At 69.1% G+C, this 14553-nt stretch carries 13 protein-coding genes; 7 read left to right on the top strand and 6 right to left on the bottom strand.

The genetic code is table 11. The features are described 5' to 3' along the window. The first annotated feature begins 55 nt into the window (after window positions 1-55). Entirely contained in the window at window positions 56-1324 is a 1269-nt protein-coding gene (locus tag ACO0LV_RS01980; protein ID WP_424786180.1) for a YibE/F family protein, read from the top strand. A 110-nt stretch (window positions 1325-1434) separates the two neighbouring features. Beyond that, window positions 1435-2619: a tRNA dihydrouridine synthase DusB gene (gene dusB, locus ACO0LV_RS01975; RefSeq protein ID WP_424786179.1), complete on the top strand. Its 1185-nt coding sequence runs from the start codon at window positions 1435-1437 to the stop codon at window positions 2617-2619. A gap of 48 nt (window positions 2620-2667) precedes the next feature. Here dusB and ACO0LV_RS01970 read toward each other — a convergent pair whose 3' ends face one another. The 6 genes from ACO0LV_RS01970 to ACO0LV_RS01945 form a co-directional block, all read right to left on the bottom strand. Beyond that, window positions 2668-4413 (bottom strand): glycoside hydrolase family 13 protein, encoded by a 1746-nt coding sequence (locus ACO0LV_RS01970; protein ID WP_424786178.1) that lies wholly within the window; start codon window positions 4411-4413, stop codon window positions 2668-2670. Between the two features lie 75 nt (window positions 4414-4488). Continuing rightward, window positions 4489-5523 carry an ABC transporter substrate-binding protein gene (locus ACO0LV_RS01965; RefSeq protein WP_424786177.1) on the bottom strand — a complete coding sequence of 345 codons (1035 nt, stop codon included), beginning with the start codon at window positions 5521-5523 and terminating at the stop codon, window positions 4489-4491. Between the two features lie 76 nt (window positions 5524-5599). Beyond that, entirely contained in the window at window positions 5600-6412 is an 813-nt protein-coding gene (locus ACO0LV_RS01960) for an ABC transporter ATP-binding protein (RefSeq protein ID WP_424786176.1), read from the bottom strand. Continuing rightward, on the bottom strand, window positions 6409-7491 hold the full coding sequence (locus tag ACO0LV_RS01955) for a FecCD family ABC transporter permease (protein WP_424786175.1): 1083 nt from the start codon (window positions 7489-7491) through the stop codon (window positions 6409-6411). Before ACO0LV_RS01955 ends, ACO0LV_RS01960 begins: the two co-directional genes overlap by 4 nt. Next, window positions 7488-8549 carry a FecCD family ABC transporter permease gene (locus ACO0LV_RS01950; protein ID WP_424786174.1) on the bottom strand — a complete coding sequence of 354 codons (1062 nt, stop codon included), beginning with the start codon at window positions 8547-8549 and terminating at the stop codon, window positions 7488-7490. Before ACO0LV_RS01950 ends, ACO0LV_RS01955 begins: the two co-directional genes overlap by 4 nt. A 34-nt stretch (window positions 8550-8583) precedes the next feature. Beyond that, complete coding sequence (locus ACO0LV_RS01945; RefSeq protein ID WP_424786173.1) at window positions 8584-9606, bottom strand: siderophore-interacting protein; 1023 nt, start codon at window positions 9604-9606, stop codon at window positions 8584-8586. Window positions 9607-10074: 468 nt separating this feature from the next. Between ACO0LV_RS01945 and ACO0LV_RS01940 the strand changes: the two genes are divergently transcribed. The 5 genes from ACO0LV_RS01940 to ACO0LV_RS01920 are packed head-to-tail and all read left to right on the top strand — an operon-like array spanning window position 10075 to window position 14483. Continuing rightward, window positions 10075-11043, top strand: coding sequence for a transporter substrate-binding domain-containing protein (locus tag ACO0LV_RS01940; protein ID WP_424786172.1), 969 nt, complete (start codon window positions 10075-10077; stop codon window positions 11041-11043). A gap of 3 nt (window positions 11044-11046) precedes the next feature. Beyond that, the gene (locus ACO0LV_RS01935) at window positions 11047-11760 is read left to right on the top strand and encodes an amino acid ABC transporter permease (RefSeq protein ID WP_424786171.1); all 714 of its coding nucleotides are present in this window, start codon (window positions 11047-11049) and stop codon (window positions 11758-11760) included. Beyond that, complete coding sequence (gene ehuD, locus ACO0LV_RS01930) at window positions 11757-12398, top strand: ectoine/hydroxyectoine ABC transporter permease subunit EhuD (protein WP_424786170.1); 642 nt, start codon at window positions 11757-11759, stop codon at window positions 12396-12398. Before ACO0LV_RS01935 ends, ehuD begins: the two co-directional genes overlap by 4 nt. 7 nt (window positions 12399-12405) lie before the next feature. Next, complete coding sequence (ehuA, locus tag ACO0LV_RS01925; RefSeq protein WP_424786169.1) at window positions 12406-13161, top strand: ectoine/hydroxyectoine ABC transporter ATP-binding protein EhuA; 756 nt, start codon at window positions 12406-12408, stop codon at window positions 13159-13161. Between the two features lie 47 nt (window positions 13162-13208). Next, window positions 13209-14483 (top strand): deoxyguanosinetriphosphate triphosphohydrolase, encoded by a 1275-nt coding sequence (locus ACO0LV_RS01920; RefSeq protein WP_424786168.1) that lies wholly within the window; start codon window positions 13209-13211, stop codon window positions 14481-14483. Window positions 14484-14553 lie beyond the last annotated feature (70 nt).

Below are 14553 nucleotides of genomic sequence, written 5' to 3'. Positions count from 1 at the left end.
ACTTCGGCAGTGTCGCTGCCGCAAGCGCGGCCCGATGCCGGGCACAGTGTGAACAATGACGCATGAGCACACCGATACCGACCTCGATCCAGCGGTAGCCCGACGAACACGGCGCATCCTGCTCGCGGTCGTGCTGCCGCTGCTGCTGGCCACCGTCGTGGGTTTGGCCCTCCTGTGGCCGCGGGGGGAGACCCCGGTGGGTTCGCAGGAGAATCCGGTGGAGGGCCCGGGTTTCACCACTGCGGTGATCACCGAGGTCACCGGAGAGGTCGGCACCGAGGCGATGGCCGAACTGCAGGACGGCACCGAGCGGATCGTGCCGATCCAGGTGCCTCCGGAGATCGTCTCCGCCGGGATCGAACCCGGTGACACCATCCGGATCTTCTTCACCACCGGGGCGATGGGCTCGGGCAGCCCGTATGTGTACGTGGACGCGGTCCGGGACGTGCCCTTGTTGCTGCTCACCGGCCTGTACGTGCTCGTCGTGGTGCTGGTGGCGCGGATCCGGGGGTTGATGGCCATCGTCGGCCTGCTGGCTTCCCTGGGTGTGGTGGCGGCGTTCCTGGTGCCGGCGCTGATGTCGGGCGCCCCGGCGATGCTGACCACTCTGGTCGGTGCCAGCGCGATGATGTTCTTCGCAGTGTATCTGGCCCACGGTGTCTCGATCCGCACCACCACTGCGCTGCTGGGCACCTTCATCGGGCTGGCTGTGACGACGGGACTGGCGTGGTGGTCCACGAATGCGGCGCGGCTGTCCGGGTCGGGGTCGGACAGTGCGCTGATGCTCGACGCGGTCCTGCCCGGGTTGGGCCTGCGTGACCTGTTGATGTGCGGCATCGTGATCGCCGGGTTGGGCGCGCTCAACGACGTCTCGATCACGCAGGCCTCGGCGGTGTGGGAACTGCACGCGGCGAACCCGGACGCCCCCACCCGCAGCGTGTTCGCCCGGGCGATGCGAATCGGCCGCGACCACATCGCCTCCACCGTCTACACCCTGGCCTTCGCGTACGTCGGCACCGCGATGACCACCCTGATGTTGGTGATGCTCTACGACCGTTCCGTCACCAGCACACTCACCGCCGGGGAGATCGCCGAGGAGGTGGTGCGCACCCTGGTCTCCTCGATCGGCCTGGTACTGGCCATCCCGGCGACCACCTTCATCGCGGCCATGCTGGTGCGCTCCAGCCGCCGCCGTGCGGAGCCGGTCCGGGCCGGCGGCCGGCGAAGCGCCGGGCGCCCCGGCACACCCGTGAGTGTCGAGCACCGGGCTGCCGAGATCGAGTCCGACGACGACGGTGCGCATCGCCAGAGCCCGGCGACGTGAGGCGGTGGGCCGGTGGCCAGGGACCACCTGAGCCGATCAGGTGATCCGGCTCGGCGGGCCGTGGCGGGCATCACCGTGGCCGGTCCCGGCCTGGATGCGAGAATACCCATGTGAATCCCTTGCAGATCGGCTCGATCACCGTGGGCAGCCCGGTGGTGCTGGCACCGATGGCCGGCGTGACCAATGCGCCGTTCCGTGCGCTGTGCCGCCGGGCCGGCGCTGCCGGGATCCCCGAGGGTGCCGCACTGCCGGGTCCGGCACCGGCCGGGCTGTACGTGGCCGAGATGCTCACGTCCCGCGCACTGGTGGAGCGCACTCCCGAGTCGATGCGCATCATCTCCCACGACGCCGGTGAGGCGGTGCGCAGTGTCCAGCTCTACGGGGTGGATCCGGCCACCGTGGGGGCGGCGACGCGAATGCTGGTCGAGGAGGACCTTGCCGATCACATCGACCTGAACTTCGGCTGTCCGGTTCCCAAGGTGACCCGCAAGGGCGGCGGTGCGGTGCTGCCATGGAAGTCCGAACTCTTCGGGGCGATCGTCACGGCCGCCGTGCGCGCCACCGAGGGCAGCGATGTGCCGGTCACGGTGAAGATGCGGATGGGCATCGACGCCGAGCACCTGACCTACCTCGATGCCGGGCTGCGCGCCCAGGACGCCGGTGTGGCCGCGGTGGCACTGCACGGGCGCACCGCCGCCGACCACTACTCCGGCACCGCCAACTGGGACGCGATCGGAGCACTCAAGGAGGCCGTCACCGACATCCCGGTACTGGGCAACGGCGACATCTGGTCAGCGCAGGACGCGCTGGCGATGGTGGCCCACACCGGCTGCGACGGGATCGTGGTCGGGCGCGGCTGCCAGGGCCGGCCGTGGCTGTTCACCGACCTGGTGGCGGCCTTCGCCGGCTCATCGGTGCGTCGCCGCCCCGGCCTGGCCCAGGTGGCCACGACGATCCGGGAGCACGCCGAACTGATGGTGACGCACTTCGGTGATGAGGGTAAGGCCCTGCGGGAACTGCGCAAGCACATGGCCTGGTACCTCAAGGGTTACGTGGTGGGAGGCCCGGTGCGGGCCGCGTTCGGACTCGTGTCCTCTCTCGCTGAACTGGACGACCGGCTCGCTGCGCTGGACCTGGACCAGCCCTATCCCGGCGCCGGGGCGGAGGGGCCGCGCGGGCGCGCCGGCACCCCGAAGGTCCCGCACCTGCCGCAGGGGTGGCTGGACTCCCGGGACCTGGATGAGGAACTGCGAGCCCTGCTGGAGCAGGCCGAGCTGGGCGTCTCCGGCGGCTGAGCCCCTCCGTGCTCGCCCGCCCGAGTGCGCGGTGGCTCGCGGTGCGCCTCAGTGCGGCCCGTCGTCGTCCGCCGGCCGGGGGATGACCGCCCAGACCGCCTCGTCCGGGCCCACGTGGTCCACGTCGTCGCCTCCGCCGGATGCGAGCAGGACCTCCAGGTCCGTGGGGAGCGGAACGGCTCGCTCGCCCAGATTTACCAGGACCACCACCTCGCGGTTGGTGAAGACCAGCAGATCACCTTCGTTCACCGGCAGCCCATCCACCCAGGCCAGCGACCCCGAGCCCAATCGCCAGTCACGACGGATCCGGAGTGCGGCGCGCACCAGCTCATAGGTCGAGGACGGGTCACCCTTCTGCATATCGGCCGCCAACGCGGCGAAGGACTCGGGCTGGGGCAGCCAGGTGGCGCCGGTGGGGGAGAAGCCGTACCCGGGAGCGTCGGAGCGCCAGGGCAGCGGGATCCGGCACCCGTCCCGGCCCACGACCCGCCCATCGGTGCGCGCGAAGGTCGGGTCCTGGCGCACCTCGTCGGGCAGATCGGTGTGCTCGGGAAGGCCGAACTCCTCGCCCTGGTAGAGGTAGGCCGAGCCCGGCAGCGCCAGCATCAGCAGCAGCCCGGCCCGTGCGCGCCGCAGACCGAGTTCGCCATCGGGCTGTGGGTCGCCCGCGCCGATCCCATTGGGACCCTTGCCGGTCACGGACAATCCGAGCCGGCTGGCGGCACGGACCACGTCATGATTGGAGAGAACCCAGGTGCAGGGTGCTCCGACGGAGTCGAGTTCGAGCAACGAGGTCTGGATGCTCTGCCGCAACGCCCCGGCCCGCCAGGGGGTGGTGAGGAACTGGAAGTTGAACGCCTGGTGCATCTCATCGGGCCGGACATACCGGGCCAGCGCGCGATCGTCCTCGACCCACGCCTCGGCGATCAGCACTCGCTCCGGACCGTACTCGGCCAGCACCTCACGCCAGGTGCGGTAGATCTCGTGCACGCGGGGCTGGTCCCACATCGGAGCCCGCTTGCCGGCATGCTCGGCGCTCTCCTCGGCGCTGATCATCGCGCGGTGGCCCTCCCACTCCGGGAACGACTGATCCTTGATCAGACCGTGGGCCACATCCACCCGGAACCCGGCCACACCACGGTCCAGCCAGAAACGCAGCACGTCGATGAACTCCCCGCGGACCTCCTCGTGCTCCCAGTTCAAGTCCGGCTGGTGGGAGTCGAACAGGTGCAGGTACCACTGCCCCGGACTTCCGTCGGCCTCGGTGATGCGCGTCCAGCCCGGTCCGCCGAACACGCTGCCCCAGTTGTTCGGGGGCTCGGCCCCGTCGGGTCCGGTGCCGTCACGGAAGATGTACCGGCCTCGCTCCGGTGAACCCGGCGGTGCCGCCAGGGCCTCGGCGAACCAGGGGTGGGCGTCCGAGGTGTGGTTGGGCACCAGGTCCACGATCACTCGCAGGCCCAGCTGGTCGGCGCGGGCGATGAGGGCGTCCATGTCCGACAGCGTGCCGAGCTGGGGGTGCACCGACCGGTAGTCGGCCACGTCGTAGCCACCGTCGTGCTGGGGGGAGGGGTAGAAGGGTGACAGCCACACCGCATCCACGCCGAGGCGGGCAAGGTGGTCCAGCCTGCCGGTGATCCCCGGCAGGTCCCCGACGCCGTCGCCGTCGGAGTCGGCGAAGGAACGGGGATAGATCTGGTAGATGACGGCGTCGCGCCACCATCCCGGGGCCTGGTCGGCCCGGTGCACGAGGGTCGTGGTCGTGGCGGCGGCGACGTGCGAAGCGGTGACCATCGGCCCAGTCTCGCCCGTGACCGGCGGTCACGCCAATCTGTGTCGCGACCTCGTGCGCCGGGACCGGGGGCTGGGCTATCGTGCGTTCGCCGCGGCAGCGCTGATGGAGTCCACGTACTCCTCCAGCCCCCAGGTCAGGGACAGGGCCGTGGGCGGGGACATCGCTGCGATCAACTGGTCGCCGGTGATGTGGGCGACCGCGCCGCGCTGGACCGCCGGGATGACCTGGGCGTAGGACTGGTCCAGGAACGTCTGCACCTCCTCGCCGGTGGAGGCGTAGTTCACGAGGATGTCGGCGTCGATCGCGTCGGTGCTCTCATAGGACAGGGCGTAGACGAACGACTCCCCACCACCGTCCAGTTCCTCCACCGACGGTGCGCTGGTCAGGCCGAGGTCGAGCAGGAAGTCCACCCGGGAGTCAGCCGGCTTGTAGACGTAGAAGGTGCCGCCGACGTCCCAAATCGCTGCCACGGTCAGTCCCTGCAGCTCCGGGTGCTCCTGGGTGACGGCGGCCAACGTGTCGTCCAGTTCGGTCACCAGTTCCGCGGCCTCGCCCGGCATGGACAGGGAGGTGCCGACGATCTCGATCACCTCGCGCCACGGGGTGGTCCAGGGCTGGTCCGGGTAGGCCACGGTCGGGGCGATCTCGGACAGGATCTGGTACTGCTCATCGGTGAGGCCCGAATAAGGGGCCAGGATCAGATCGGGACTGAGCGCGTCGATGTCCTCATATGCCGGTTCCTCCACGTTCGCGGGCAGGATCGCGGGCTCGGCGCCGAGGTGCGCGAGTTCCTCGTTCACCCAGGGCAGCAGGCCGTTGTCGTCCACGGCGTAGGTCTGGGCCTCGATACCCACCGGGACCACCCCGAGTGCGAGCGCGGCCTCGGTGGACCCCCAGCCCAGGGTGACCACGTCGCTCGCCCCGGCCGGAATCTCGGTGCTACCGAAGGCGTGGTCGATGCTGACCGGAGCCCCGGGGCCGTCGCCATCGCCGCTGCCTGCGGCGTCGGCGGCCCGGCCTGCTCCGTCGCCGGTGCCGGCGGAGGCACCGCAGGCGGACAGGGCGAGGGCGGTAGCAGCGAGAACGGCCAGGAGCGAGCGTCGGACCACGAGATCTCCACATCCATCGAAAGTTAGGTGAGGCTAACCTAATGTCAGATGTGCGGCGATGACAAACCGGTACCGCTTATTGATGGAATCGTCCGATCGGGACCACCATCGGGGTGCCACAGACCGGGTCCGGCACGATCCGGGCACGCAACCCGAACGCGTCGGCGACCACCTCGGCGGTGAGTACCTGGTGCGGACTGCCGATCGCGTGCACCCGCCCTGCCCGCATCACCACCAGGTTCTCGGCGTATCGGGCGGCCAGGTTCAGGTCGTGCAACACCATCACCACCGTGCCGCCCCGTTCCCGGTTCACTGCCGCCAGCAGGTCCAGCACCTCAAGCTGGTGGGTGACGTCGAGGAAGGTGGTGGGCTCATCCAGTAGCAGGATGTCGGGGTCCTGAGCCAGCGCCATGGCGATCCAGACGCGCTGGCGCTGCCCGCCGGAGAGTTCATCCATACGGCGCCCGGCCAGCCCCTGCGTTCCGGTGGCTTCCAGCGCGGTGGTGACCACATCGTCGTCGGCCGCGTTCGGCTGCCCGAACCATCCCTGGTGCGGATGGCGGCCCCGGGCGACCAGGTCGGCCACAGTGATGCCCTCCGGAGCCGTGGGGCTCTGCGGCAGGATCCCGATCGTGCGCGCGACGTGGCGGGAGGGCAGTTCGCGCAGGTCCCTGCCGTCCAGGGTGACCGCTCCGGACACCGGGCGCAGCAGACGGGCAAGTCCGCGCAGCAGCGTGGACTTGCCGCAGCCGTTGGCGCCGACGATCGCGGTGATCGCCCCCCGGGGAACAGTCAGGTCCAGGTCGGTGATCACCCGGCGGCTGTCGTATGCCAGGCTCAGCGCACTCGCGCGCAGGTCATGGCCGCTCTTGTGGTCGGTGGTGCTCATGCGCTCCGCTCTCCGGCGTCATCGGTGGCCAGCAGCCACAGCAGGTACGGGGCGCCGACGGCGCCGGTGACGATCCCGACGGGTGCCTCGAGGGAACCGATCAGGTGGGTGGCAGCGAACTCACCACCGAGCACCACGACGGCCCCCACCAGCGCCGCCGCCCCCAGTGCGAGGCCGCCGGAGGGCAGCAGCCGGCGCGCGATCGGAGCCGATACGAACGCCACGAAGGCCACCGGACCGGCGAATGCGGTGGCACTGGCGGCCAGGCCCACCCCCACCACCAGCACGAGCAGACGTGCCGGTTCCACGCGTACCCCCAGACCGCCCGCCATCTCATCGCCGAGTTGCAGCGCCTGCAGACCTCGCGCCGCTAGACCCACCAGCGGCAGCAGGGCGCCGACCAGCACCGCCAGCACCGCGATGTCGGTCCAGCGGGGAGTGCCGATGCTGCCGACCATCCAGACCAGTGCGGTGCGAACGTCGGCGACCTCGGCGCGGGTGAGCAGGTACCCGATGCCGGAGTTGATGGCGAAGGCGAAACCGACCCCGATCAGCACGAATCGGAACCCGGTCACCCCGCCACGCCAGGCGAGCAGGTAGATCGCGGCCGCCACCGTCGCGGCACCGCCGAAGGCGAACAGACCCACCGTTGCTCCGGTCAGGCCCAGCGCCATGATCGCAAAGGCCGCGGCCAGGCTCGCACCGCCGGAGACACCGAGGATGTCCGGGCTGGCCAGCGGGTTGCCCAGGACGGACTGGAAGAGCGCCCCGGCCAGACCGAACGCCACGCCGACCAGCACCGCCAGCACCACCCGGGGCAGCCGCAGCCGTCCGATCAGGAAGGAGGAGTCCCCGCTCCCGGCACCGAAGGCCGTGGCGAGGTAGTCCAGGACCGCACCGGTGTGACCGCCCCAGGTCAGGCTGGCCCAGGCCAGGGTCAGGACGAGGGCGGCCAGGATCGCGGTCACGATCAGGGTGCGCCGACGTCGGGCCCGGCGCACCCCGGCCAGCACCGTGCCGGCTGGGGCGGGGAGAACCGGCGGATCCGGTGTGGCGGCCGGCGCCGCAGGAGCGGTCACAATCCCGCCAACCGGGCGCGGCGGACGATGGCCACCATCACCGGGGCCCCCACGAGGGCGACCACCAGCCCGGCCTCGAGTTCGCCGGGCCCGGCGATCAGGCGCCCGAGCACGTCGGACGCCAGCAGGAGCGCAGGGCCCACCAGTAGGGCGTAGGGGAGGATCCAGCGGTAATCCGGGCCCGTGAACGGGCGGATCAGGTGTGGTACCACCAGCCCCACGAACACGATCGGTCCGGCCAGTGCCGTAGCGCCGCCGGCCAGCAGCACCACACCCAGCACAGCGAGTGCCCGCGCGCGAGCGATGTGCAGACCGAGGCCGCGGGCAAGGTCATCACCCATCGAGAGCAGGTTCAGCCACCGCCCGCACGCCAGGACCAGCACGCCACCCACGGCCAGGAACGGTGCCAGGGTGGTGATGACGTCGCCTCCGGTGCCGCTGCCGCGTCCGGCCAGCGAGCCCACCGCCCAGAAGCGGTAGGTGTTGGTGGCGGTGGTGGAGGACAGCAGCAGCAGGGTCAGGATCGAGGTGATGCCGGCGGTCAGTGCCACCCCGGCCAGCGCCAGGGTGACCGGGGTGGCGCCCCGGGGCCCCAGGGCCCCGATACCGTAGACCACCACGGTCGCCGCTGCCGCACCGGCGAAGGCGAACCAGAGGTAGTTCGAAGGGCTGGTGATCCCGAACAGGGTGATGGCCAGCACCACGAACAGCGAGGCCCCGGCGTTGACACCCAGCAGGCCGGGATCGGCCAGCGGGTTGCGGGTGATGCCCTGCATCACGGTGCCGGCCAGCCCCAGCGCGGCCCCGACCAGCAGTCCCACGATGGTGCGGGGCAGCCTCTGGTCCAGCACCACCGCGTGGTCGGCCGCGCCGGCTACCGGGTCCAGCAGTGCCTCCCATACGGTTCCCAGCGCCACCTCCCGGGCACCCAGCGCCAGGCTCGCGGCACACACGATGAGCAATAGCACGACGGCAACGCCCAAGCCGAGGAGACGGCGGCGGGTAGGGACTGCGGTTGCGGGCGCCGGGGTGGGCGCCCTGGTCAGGGTCCTGGTCATGGCAGGTGCCGGAGCCGCGCGCTCAGCGTGCCCCTCACTGGGACTCGCTGCGTCCCTGACGCCAGTAGCCCATGAACGCCACCCGGCGCCGGCATACCCCGGCCTCGGAGACGAGCATCCGGCGTAGCGTCTTGATCATCCCGGCCTCACCGGCGAACCAGGCGTAGAAGTCCGAGCCGCAGCGCTGACCGCGCCCGCAGGAGTCGACCGGTTGGACCTGGAGCACGGGGGAGTCCCAGAGTAGCTCGGTGTCGACGTCGACGTCTTCCAGTGCCTGGCCGACCACGGCACGAGCATCGTCGACGACCGCCGCGTGTGCGGCGACCCAGGAACGCACTGCCGGGATGAGGTGCTCGCCGTGCCCGGCCCCGTCGCGACCGAGCCAGGTGATCTGCGCGTGGTCGCCGTGGTCGACGTCCAGGAAGTCCCCTTGCCCGGGCACTTCGATGAAAGCGCGGGCGCGCTTGTCCGCCCCCAGATCCTCCAGGATCGAACAGATCGCCGGAGCGGCGGTCTCGTCCCCGGCGAGCAGCAACTCGGTGGCGGTCCCGGGTGCCCAGTCCGCTCCGGTCGCATACTGGCGGGAGCGGGCATCGGGACCGACGACGACGACGCGGTCGCCTCGCGCGGCCTGTTGCAGCCAGCGCGAAGCCGGTCCGGCGTCGCCGTGAATCACCATGTCGACGTCGATCTCGGCCACGTCGGGGCGGACCGCCCGGATGGTGTAGGTGCGCAGCGGACAGCGCCGCTCCTGGGGTGCCTCGCGCCAGCGTTCGTACCAGGTGCCGGCCATGGCGATCCCCGCATCGTCGGCCCCGACGTCGGTCAGGTGGCCATCGGCCAGCGGGAACAGAATCTTGATCCGCTGGTCCTGGCCGTAGGTGCCGAACCAACCCATCTGCGCACCGGTGAACGTCACCCTGCGGAAATTCGGTCCGAGCGTGCGTACGTTCGTCACCTCGGCGGCGAAGGGCCGATACGCCGGCCGGTCATCGCGGGTGAGGATCTCCTGGATGCCGCGTGCGGTCGTCCCGGCCGACTTTGGTAAGGCAAGCATTACCTAAGTACACCACCGAGGCCGCGCCCAGCGCCACCCTGGTGGACCGGCGGCCGTCCGCGATGCACGTCGGGTCGATCGGCCACCGACGATGGACGCTACCAATGCCACTCAATGACCTACCCAAGTGCTGGGCAATGAGCGTCCCAGCCTGCGCTAGTCAAAGGTCAACCCGTTCTCAAGTTTCCCGCTCATATGTTTCAACCCCGTAACGGTTTTGAGGTACTCTCGAGCAATGTCCTGCACATCAGTGGCGATGAGCGTGACCGCTCTATGCCGCACCAGAATGCGCCTCCGGCCGCATCGGCCGAGGGGTGGAAACCGGCGTGCCGGCGCCGAATCACACCGTTTGTGCCACCGCTGGGTGGCTCATACGGTGGTCTGCGGTTCTGACAAGTCGGTGTCACCGGCTCCGCTTCGCACGTCTGGGTGCGTTGGGCAGGCAGGCACCACATCGAGAGGAGCACGATGAAGAACACTTCGCGCCGAATGATGGCGCTCACTGCCACCGCGGCCGCGGCCACGCTGGCCTTGGCGGCTTGCGGCAACGGCGATGGTGACGGGCTCGACGATCCGCCCCCGGTCCCCGGTCAGGAGGACGAGGGCAACGGCGACGCGAACGGCGACGCGAACGGCGATGGCGGCACCCTGGCGGAATTGCAGGAAGCCGGTTCGATCTCCGTCGGGTTCGCCGGCGAGGAGCCCTACAGCTACACCGACGACAGCGGGGAACTCACCGGTGCCACGATCGCGCTGCACCGCGAGGTCTTCGCTTCGATGGGCATCGAGACGGTCGAGGGCACCGAGGTGGACTGGGACGCCCTCATCCCCGGCCTGAACGCAGGCCGCTTCGATGCGGTCTCCGCCGGTATGTCGATCCTGCCCGAGCGGTGTGAGCAGGCGTCGTTCTCCAACCCAGAGATCATGTACACCACCGCGTTCATGGTGCCTGAGGGCAACCCGAACGACCTGCACGACATGCAGGACGTTCAGGAAGCCGGGGTCACCTTCGCCGCCATGAACGGTGCGGTCGAGGAGTCCTACGCCCAGGCCCTGGGCATCGACTTGATGACGGTGAACACCCCGCAGGACGGGATGGACGCTGTGGTCTCCGGCCGCGCCGACGTCTACGCCCTCACCGGCATCTCGCTGCGCGCCATGGCTGAGAACAACCCCGACCAGCCGGTCGAGGTGACCGAGGCGTTCGAGGCCGTGGTCGACGGTGAGATCCAGGTGGGTGCCGGCGCGACGGTGTTCCGTGACGCGGACACCGATCTGCTGGACGCCTACAACGAGGCTGCCGCGGAGATCATCGGCGACCCGGCGGAGTTCGAGCGGGTGCTTGGCCCGTTCGGCTTCACCGAGGCCGAGCGGCCCACCGATGAAGTCAGCACTGAGATGCTCTGCGAGGGTGATCTGCCCACCGTCGAGGAATGATCGGTGCAAGACTTTCTTGATTCGTTCGTCTCGGCGGCGCCGCGCCTCTGGGAGGGCACAGTTGTCACACTGCAGCTCTCCGTGGGCGGCGCCGCCGTGGCGTTCTTCGTTGCCTGTCTGCTGGGCGTCGCGGCGAACAGCAGCTTCATCATCGTGCGCACTCTGGTGCGGATCATCGTGGAGTTCTTCCGCGGGACCTCGCTGGTTGTGCAGATGTTCTTCCTGTTCTTCGTCCTGCCGATGCTCGGGATCGAGTGGGCCTCCCTGACCACCGGGATCATCGCCCTGGGCCTGAACTACGGGGCCTACGGTTCCGAGGTGGTGCGCGGCTCGCTCAACGCCGTTCCCAAGGGTCAGTGGGAGACCACCACCGCGCTGTCGATGTCCTGGTGGAACAAGTTGCGCCGGGTCATCTGGCCGCAGGCCTGGGCCCTGATGCTCCCCGGGTTCAACAACTTGCTGATCATGCTCATCAAGGGCTCGTCCCTGGCCGGATTCATCTTCCTGCAGGACCTGTTGTTCATCACCCAGCAGGTGCGCCGCACCATGGATACCGCCACCGCATTCGGCCTGAGTCTGGTGATCTACTTCCTGATCTCGCTGGCCTGTTCGGCGGTGCTGCGGTGGATGGAACTGCGTGCCCAGCGCAAGCTCGGGCTGAAGGAGAGCAAGAAGCCGCGCACCGATAAGGCATTGGCGGGAGGGGGAGCAGCATGATCTGGAATACCCAGTTCGCGCTGGATGTGCTTCCCCCGCTCCTGGAGGCCTTCGTCCGGGTGACCCTGGTCGTGACGGTGGTCGGTTCGCTCGCCGCTGCGGTGCTCGGTCTCATCTGGGCGATCGCCCTGCGCAGCCTTCCCTACATACCTGCCAAGATCCTGAGTTGGATCCTGGACTTCATCCGGATGACCCCACTGCCGGCGCAGTTGCTGTTCCTGTACCTGACGGTGTCCACACTGTCAGCGATGCAGGTCGGGATCATCGTCATCGGGATCCACTACTCCACCTACATGGCCGAGTCCTACCGCTCCGGGATCGAGTCGGTTCCCAAGGGGCAGTGGGAGGGTGCGACGGCCTTGTCGTTGCCGCAGAGCCGTACCTGGCGTGCGGTCATCATGCCCCAGGCGATCCGGGCGACCATCCCGTCCCTGGGTAACTGGGCGATCGCGATGTTCAAGGACACACCGTTCCTCATCTTCATCGCGGCCCCGGAGATGGTGACCGTGGCACGGAACATCGGTGGGACCACCTTCCGGTACGTCGAGCCCCTGACCATCGCCGGACTGATCTTCCTCGCGGCGAGTTATCCCACGGCCATCCTCATGCGCAGACTGGAGAAGCGACTTGCGTACTAATGACCCCATGATCAGATTCGAGGACGTCGTCAAGAAGTTCGGTGACACCACCGTGCTCAGCGATCTGAACTTCGACGTGGCCAAGGGCGAGCGCGTGACGCTCATCGGTCCCAGTGGCTCGGGCAAGACCACCATCCTGCGCCTGGTGATGACCTTGGAGCACCTGACCGGGGGGTACATCTACATCGATGGTGACCCGCTGACCCACGAGGAGCGCAACGGCCGCCGGGTGGAGCGTCGGCCCAAGGATATTTCCAAGATCCGGCGCCGGATCGGCATGGTCTTCCAGCAGTTCAACCTGTTCCCGAACATGCGGGTCATCGACAACATCATCGAGGCGCCGGTGCACGTGCTCGGCAAGTCCAAGGATGAGGCCATCGATCAGGCTTACGGCCTGTTGGACCAGGTGGGGCTCAAGCACCGGGCCGAGGCGCACCCCTTGCAACTCTCCGGTGGGCAGCAACAGCGGGTGGCGATCGCCCGTGCCCTGGCGATGAACCCCGAGATCCTGCTGCTGGACGAGGTCACCTCCGCGCTCGACCCCGAACTGGTGGGCGACGTGCTCGCAGTGCTGCGTGAGATCGCCGACAACACCGACATCTCGATGCTCATCGTGACCCACGAGATGCAGTTCGCCCGCGATGTGTCCCAGCGGGTGATGATGTTCGACGGCGGCAAAGTCGTGGAGGAGGGCCACCCGGAAAAGATCTTCACCAACCCCGATCACGAGCGCACCAAGACCTTCCTACAAGCGATCCTCTGATCCCGCCCGGCGGAGCCGGGCCCGGATGGACGGCGTAGGGTGATGGCGTGTTCGATCTGCCCGTTGGCCGGTACCGGCTGTATGACCATGAGCGGTGGTACGCCGAGGCACCCAAGTCGGCGCACCGCTCGGACTTCGAGCGGGACCGCGCCCGGATCGTGCACTCCTCGGCGCTGCGACGCCTCGGTGCCAAGACCCAGGTGCTGGGGCCGGGCACCGACGACTTCGTCCGCACTCGCCTGACCCACACCCTCGAGGTAGCCCAGGTGGGCCGGGAGCTGGCTTACAACCTGGGCTGCGACCCGGACGTGGTCGACGCCGCCTGCCTCTCCCACGACCTGGGGCACCCCCCGTTCGGGCACAACGGGGAGAACGCCCTGCACGAGGTCGCGGCGGATATCGGGGGCTTCGAGGGCAACGCACAGACCCTGCGGCTGCTGACGCGCCTGGAACCCAAGACGTTTACCCGGGAGGGGCGCGCGGTGGGGTTGAACCTCACCCGAGCGAGCCTGGATGCGTCCACCAAGTACCCCTGGTTCGCCGGCGAGGGACCGGCGGACGAGTCGGGCGGACCGACCCGCAAATTCGGTGCCTATGCCGATGACGCCGAGGTGTTCGCTTGGATGCGGGGGGACTCCCCGCCCGGGCGCCGTTGCATCGAAGCCCAGGTGATGGACCTGGCCGATGACATCTCCTACTCCGTGCACGACGTGGAGGACGCGGTGGTGAACGGCCGCCACGACCTGGACCAGTTGCGTCAGGAGGGCATGCGGGAACGTCTGATCGACCAGATCCACGACTGGTACGGCCGAGCCACCAGCGCCGATGACCTCTATGCCGCGATCGAATCGCTGTCGGCGATGCCGTACTGGGTGGAGACGTTCGACGGGACCCGGCGGGGTCTGGCACGTCTGAAGGACATGACCTCGCAACTGATCGGGCGGTTCGCGGTGGCGTCGGCGCGGGCCACCCGGGCCACCTTCGGCCAGGGCGACCTGGTGCGCTACGACGCCGACGTGGTGGTGCCCGACCAGGTCCTGGCCGAGATCACCGTGTTGAAAGGGATCGCGGCGATGTTCGTGATGGCCCCACGCGAGGACGAACCGTTGTACGGGCGTCAACGCCAGATCGTCACCGACCTTGTGCAGGAGTGCTCGAGCCGCCCCGAGGCGACCCTGGAGACCCCGTTCCTCGCCGACTACCGGGAAGCCGACGACGACGCAGGTCGGTTGCGCGCGGTCGTGGATCAGGTGGCCTCACTCACCGACGTCTCCGCCCTGGAGTGGCACGCGCGCCTGTGCCAGTCGAACAGCGGCCCATGAGCCGGACCCGGTGACCGGTGCGCCGGTCTCGCGGTCGGCCGGTGATCGCCTCGCCCGTGGCGCCGGTCGC

This window comes from Pseudactinotalea sp. Z1739 (assembly GCF_049725055.1).
GTDB lineage: Bacteria > Actinomycetota > Actinomycetes > Actinomycetales > Beutenbergiaceae > CALKWS01.
The sequence above is the reverse complement of the archived record's forward strand: the minus strand, read 5'-3'. Positions and strand labels throughout refer to the sequence as shown.

Coding starts and splice junctions, on each gene's coding strand:
- ACO0LV_RS01940 (WP_424786172.1), top strand. CDS start 10,075: ATGAAGAACACTTCGCGCCGAATGATGGCGCTCACTGCCACCGCGGCC.
- ehuD (WP_424786170.1), top strand. CDS start 11,757: ATGATCTGGAATACCCAGTTCGCGCTGGATGTGCTTCCCCCGCTCCTG.
- ACO0LV_RS01980 (WP_424786180.1), top strand. CDS start 56: ATGACGCATGAGCACACCGATACCGACCTCGATCCAGCGGTAGCCCGA.
- ACO0LV_RS01970 (WP_424786178.1), bottom strand. CDS start 4,413: ATGGTCACCGCTTCGCACGTCGCCGCCGCCACGACCACGACCCTCGTG.
- ACO0LV_RS01950 (WP_424786174.1), bottom strand. CDS start 8,549: ATGACCAGGACCCTGACCAGGGCGCCCACCCCGGCGCCCGCAACCGCA.
- ACO0LV_RS01945 (WP_424786173.1), bottom strand. CDS start 9,606: ATGCTTGCCTTACCAAAGTCGGCCGGGACGACCGCACGCGGCATCCAG.
- ehuA (WP_424786169.1), top strand. CDS start 12,406: ATGATCAGATTCGAGGACGTCGTCAAGAAGTTCGGTGACACCACCGTG.
- ACO0LV_RS01960 (WP_424786176.1), bottom strand. CDS start 6,412: ATGAGCACCACCGACCACAAGAGCGGCCATGACCTGCGCGCGAGTGCG.